A 3,756-nucleotide genomic window follows, 5' to 3' on the forward strand; every position below is an offset into this window, starting at 1 on the left:
TTCGGCGAACTTGATGAAGTCTCTCTGGCCTTTGCAACGACCATCCACAAGAGCCAGGGTTCGGAGTATCCGGCCGTCGTGATCCCCGTCGGCATGACCCATTACATGATGCTGCGGCGGAACCTGATCTACACCGGCGTCACCCGTGGCAAGAAGCTGGTCGTCCTGGTGGGCCAGCGGAAAGCTGTCGGGATTGCCGTCCGATCGGCGGAGGGTGGCCGCCGATGGTCAAAACTCCACGAACTGCTGAAGCAGGGTGCTTATGTCAATGAACTACGGGTTCTCCCGCGCTTTCGATAGCAAACTCATAGGGCAGTGCGCTGCACGGGGCGTAAGTTTCGCATCGGCCGTGACAGGTCTTTTTCGCTTCCGTGTCCAGCCAGTGCCTTCGAGGGCGTTTACCTGATCGTCCCCGGCTCCAGGTCAACCAACCGCCATTGCGCGCAGAAGGGATCCTGTTAAAAGGACGGGTGCTGATGCCTTCCTGCCCTGACCTGCATGTTGGTCTGCTTTATGGCACCTTCCTCAGTGAACAGTTGCGCCAGCATCTGTGCTGTAGAGGCTGGCTTCGCTGTGCCATACCGAACCGTCGGCGTTCGCCCTGATCCTGAGAACGCCGATGCCCGCCATGTTCCTCAGATCGTGCAGGGAGATGCCGCTTCGGCGAGGTGCGTAGAGGATGATCCAGAGTGCCGCGATGCAGGCCAAGTCCCACTCTTCCAGCCGGACAGCATCGAAGACAGTCTCGCAGGCGAGTGCTGTTCCTTCTTCAGTGCCGTGAACCATCGCTTCTTCTGACGACGCCTCCAGGCTCTCTATCCACTGGGGAAGCACGTCGACCCTGAAGTCACCGGCACCTGTTCTTCCTCCGATTTCGACAATGATCCGCACACAGCCGGGACTGATTTCTGCGATCAGTTCTTCCGCCATGGTTCTCCTCTCCAATGCTGCAAGGTCCTGCAGAATTCTATCTCCGCCCTGTCAGCCCCAACGATCCGGCGCGGAGAAGGTTTCAGGATCGGCCGCCGCTCAGGTGTTGCGGATAATTCGCCCTGCGTAAGAGGGTGGGAAGCCCTTGTGAGCGCGGGAATAGAGGCGGTTGCCGGGCACTGTCTATGGTGCACCCTTCGTCCTGTCCAGCCACAGCGGTACCGAGCAGGCCCGCCGCCCAGCGGTGACGGTGATCTGGTCGCCGGTGCAGCGCGCCAGTGCGGCGTTCAGATCGTTGTTCTCCATCAGATCGGCCCAGCGCTTCGCCGTTGCGGTCCCGTCGCCAAAGGCCGCGCCGAGCCGCCGCTCCGTCACCTGAACCTCTTTGATCCCAAGCCAGTACCCGCCGGCGGCGTCACCCAGTGCGAAGCAGGCGAGTGCGACCGCGCGCTTGACCGCCAGAGCGAGATCGAAGCGATACACGATCCGTTCAACCTCCCGCTCGGTGATCTCGGCCGCCTCGGTCACCCGGCGAGTTAACTCCCGCTCTCCCTCCCGCGTCAGACCTCGAGCGCCACCCTGCACCGCCTCCTTTAGTAGGAGCATCAATGTACTTCTTGAGACGTCGTCATTTCAGCGCTGATTGAAATCACTGTACAAGGTTACCGCGACTTGCGTGATGCGGTCAGTCAGCATCGTCTGAAAATCTCATCCGGACATCGGGTCATCCGCGAGGCATCGATTCGCCGAACTCGCGGACCAGGGCGTCCTGCCGCTGGCGCACCTCCGGCAACAGGGATGTTCCAAGGCCCGGTGCTACGGGCGCCTGCACCATACCGTTCACGATCACCGGAAGCTCGGTGACAAGTTCGCGGTACCATGTGGCCAGGGTTGCCCGCACGACCTCCTGAAAGATTGCGGTAGGTGCATGCAGGGCAAGTTGCAGACCGGCCATCAGTGTAACCGGTCCGGTGCAGTCGTGCGGCGCCAGCGGCTTGGCATGGGCTTCGGCCAGGGCGGCGATCTTCCGGCCCTCCGTCAATCCGCCGCACCAGGCAAGGTCGAGCATGACGACATCGGTCGCGTCGGCCTCCAGCAACTGACGGAACGACACGGCGCCGCCCAGCGTCTCGCTGCCGCAGATCGGCACGCGCGTCCGGCGGCGCAGATCGGCCAGTGCCCTGGTGTCGCTCATCTTGGTGATCGGGTCCTCGACCCAGAAGATATTGAGATCCTCGAGCGCCTGACAGATCCGGAGAGCGGCATTGGCGCTCCACAAGCTGTGCAGCTCGCACATGATGTCGATCCGGTCGCCGACTGTGGCGCGGATCCTGCGGAATGGCTCCAGTCCGGCGTTCAGATCAGACAGGCTTATCATCTGGCCGCCCGAGGCTTCGGCGTAGATGTCGAGCGGCCAGATCTTCATGGCCGTGAAGCCCTCCGAGAGAAGGCTCTCGGCCAATCCGCCTGCATCGCGCATGAAGGCGACCTGATCGTCATAGGGGCCATCCACCGTATCGGTGGCGCGGATGTCCCGCCGTCCAACGCCGCCGGTATTGTAGGCGTAGCCGGCGCAGGTGTTGTAGGCGCGGATCTCCGTGCGCATCGCTCCTCCCAAAGCCTCATGCACCGGAATCCCGTGACGCTTTCCCGCGAGATCCCAGAGCGCCAGATCGATGGCGCTGGCGGCCCGCATCTCGGCCCCAGTGCTTTGGAAGCCCAGATAGGGCGTCATCAGGTAGCGCGACACCGCTTCGATGCGACGGGAGTCGCGGCCGATCAGCCAAGGTGCAATCTGCTCGTGGATCACCGCTTCGACAGCCTGGACACCGCGAAAGGACTCCCCGAGCCCGATCAGTCCTTCATCCGTCTCGATCTCTACCCAGATGAGGTTCGGTCGCTCCGCGATGCGGATCGTACGGACGCATTGCACCTTCGACATTCCGGTCACTCGCTTTTGATGGTGTCAGGGCATTGTCAGGGGAACTTGGCCGGCGCGCAAAGACTCTGAGTTTTGGACGATCCTCACGCAGCTTCGCATACCCTCGGCAACCGCGATCAAAGGTCTGAACGGGACTGTCGCACGATTGGGGGTCAAGCAGCCATAGCCGCTTCGGAGCCAGGGCTGGCTTCGAAGAGCTGGCCGAAGCTGGAGCCAAGCTCACCATTGAGGACAGCGCAGCGGACCTGGAGCAGGAGGTCAGCGCCGCTACGGGACCATCGCATCTGCTGGGATTTGTTCATGCGCCGGTTGACCAGGAAGTTGGCAGTGCCTTCGGTGATCGACGTGCCGACCCGCAGGCCGGCGCGATGGCGTTCGGCATAGTTGATCAGCCAAGCGCTCTGGCTGGTCAGGTAACGGTCGATCTCGCGCAACGCCGTCCATAACCGGCGTGACGATGGATCCCTTTTCCGGTCGCTTCCACCTTGGAAGACCGGCATGACGTCGCGGATGCGCTCGAGAGTGATTTGCGCATCCTTGGCCTTGCCGTTCCAGATCCGCCAGCGCAGCCGGTCGACTTCCGCGACGATCACTGCCTTGGCGTGCTCCCGTTCCGCGGTATCGATCGGCAGGGTGCCGGCTGTCTTCTCGGCATGCTGCAGGCGCATGGCGATGTGGAACCAGTCCAGAGACGGCGGCTTGGTGACGCCGGCATCGACCAGGATCGAGCGCAGACCGGAACAGCCGTCGGTGAACGTGGTCAGTTCGGTCTTATTGGTGTAACCGACGGCGGCGAGGTCGCGCCGGATCAGCGCTTCAATCAGCGTATCAGTCTTTGCGGCCGCGGCGAACACCTGGCGGGCTCCATCGGGTGTCTCGACGTT

Annotated in this window: 4 protein-coding genes and 1 pseudogene; 1 reads left to right on the forward strand and 4 read right to left on the reverse strand. The window is 62.5% G+C overall.

From position 1 onward, the window contains the following. A partial coding sequence (locus tag AC5JJ6_RS03465) for an ATP-binding domain-containing protein (protein ID WP_496040708.1) occupies nt 1-300 on the forward strand: 300 nt, incomplete at its 5' end. 225 nt (nt 301-525) lie between these two features. On the opposite strand, the gene AC5JJ6_RS03470 is transcribed toward AC5JJ6_RS03465, so the two are convergent. From AC5JJ6_RS03470 to AC5JJ6_RS03485, 4 genes and pseudogenes are all read right to left on the reverse strand, one after another. Continuing rightward, the gene (locus AC5JJ6_RS03470) at nt 526-930 is read right to left on the reverse strand and encodes a hypothetical protein (protein ID WP_496040709.1); all 405 of its coding nucleotides are present in this window, start codon (nt 928-930) and stop codon (nt 526-528) included. Nucleotides 931-1,113: 183 nt separating this feature from the next. Then, a complete protein-coding gene (locus AC5JJ6_RS03475; protein WP_496040710.1) occupies nt 1,114-1,536 on the reverse strand; it encodes a hypothetical protein in 423 nt (140 codons plus the stop codon). 118 nt (nt 1,537-1,654) lie between these two features. Further along, a complete protein-coding gene (locus AC5JJ6_RS03480; protein WP_496040711.1) occupies nt 1,655-2,872 on the reverse strand; it encodes a mandelate racemase/muconate lactonizing enzyme family protein in 1,218 nt (405 codons plus the stop codon). Nucleotides 2,873-3,024: 152 nt separating this feature from the next. Next, nucleotides 3,025-3,756, reverse strand: a pseudogene (locus tag AC5JJ6_RS03485) (hypothetical protein); the annotation flags it as partial.

The organism is Skermanella sp., assembly GCF_059503625.1.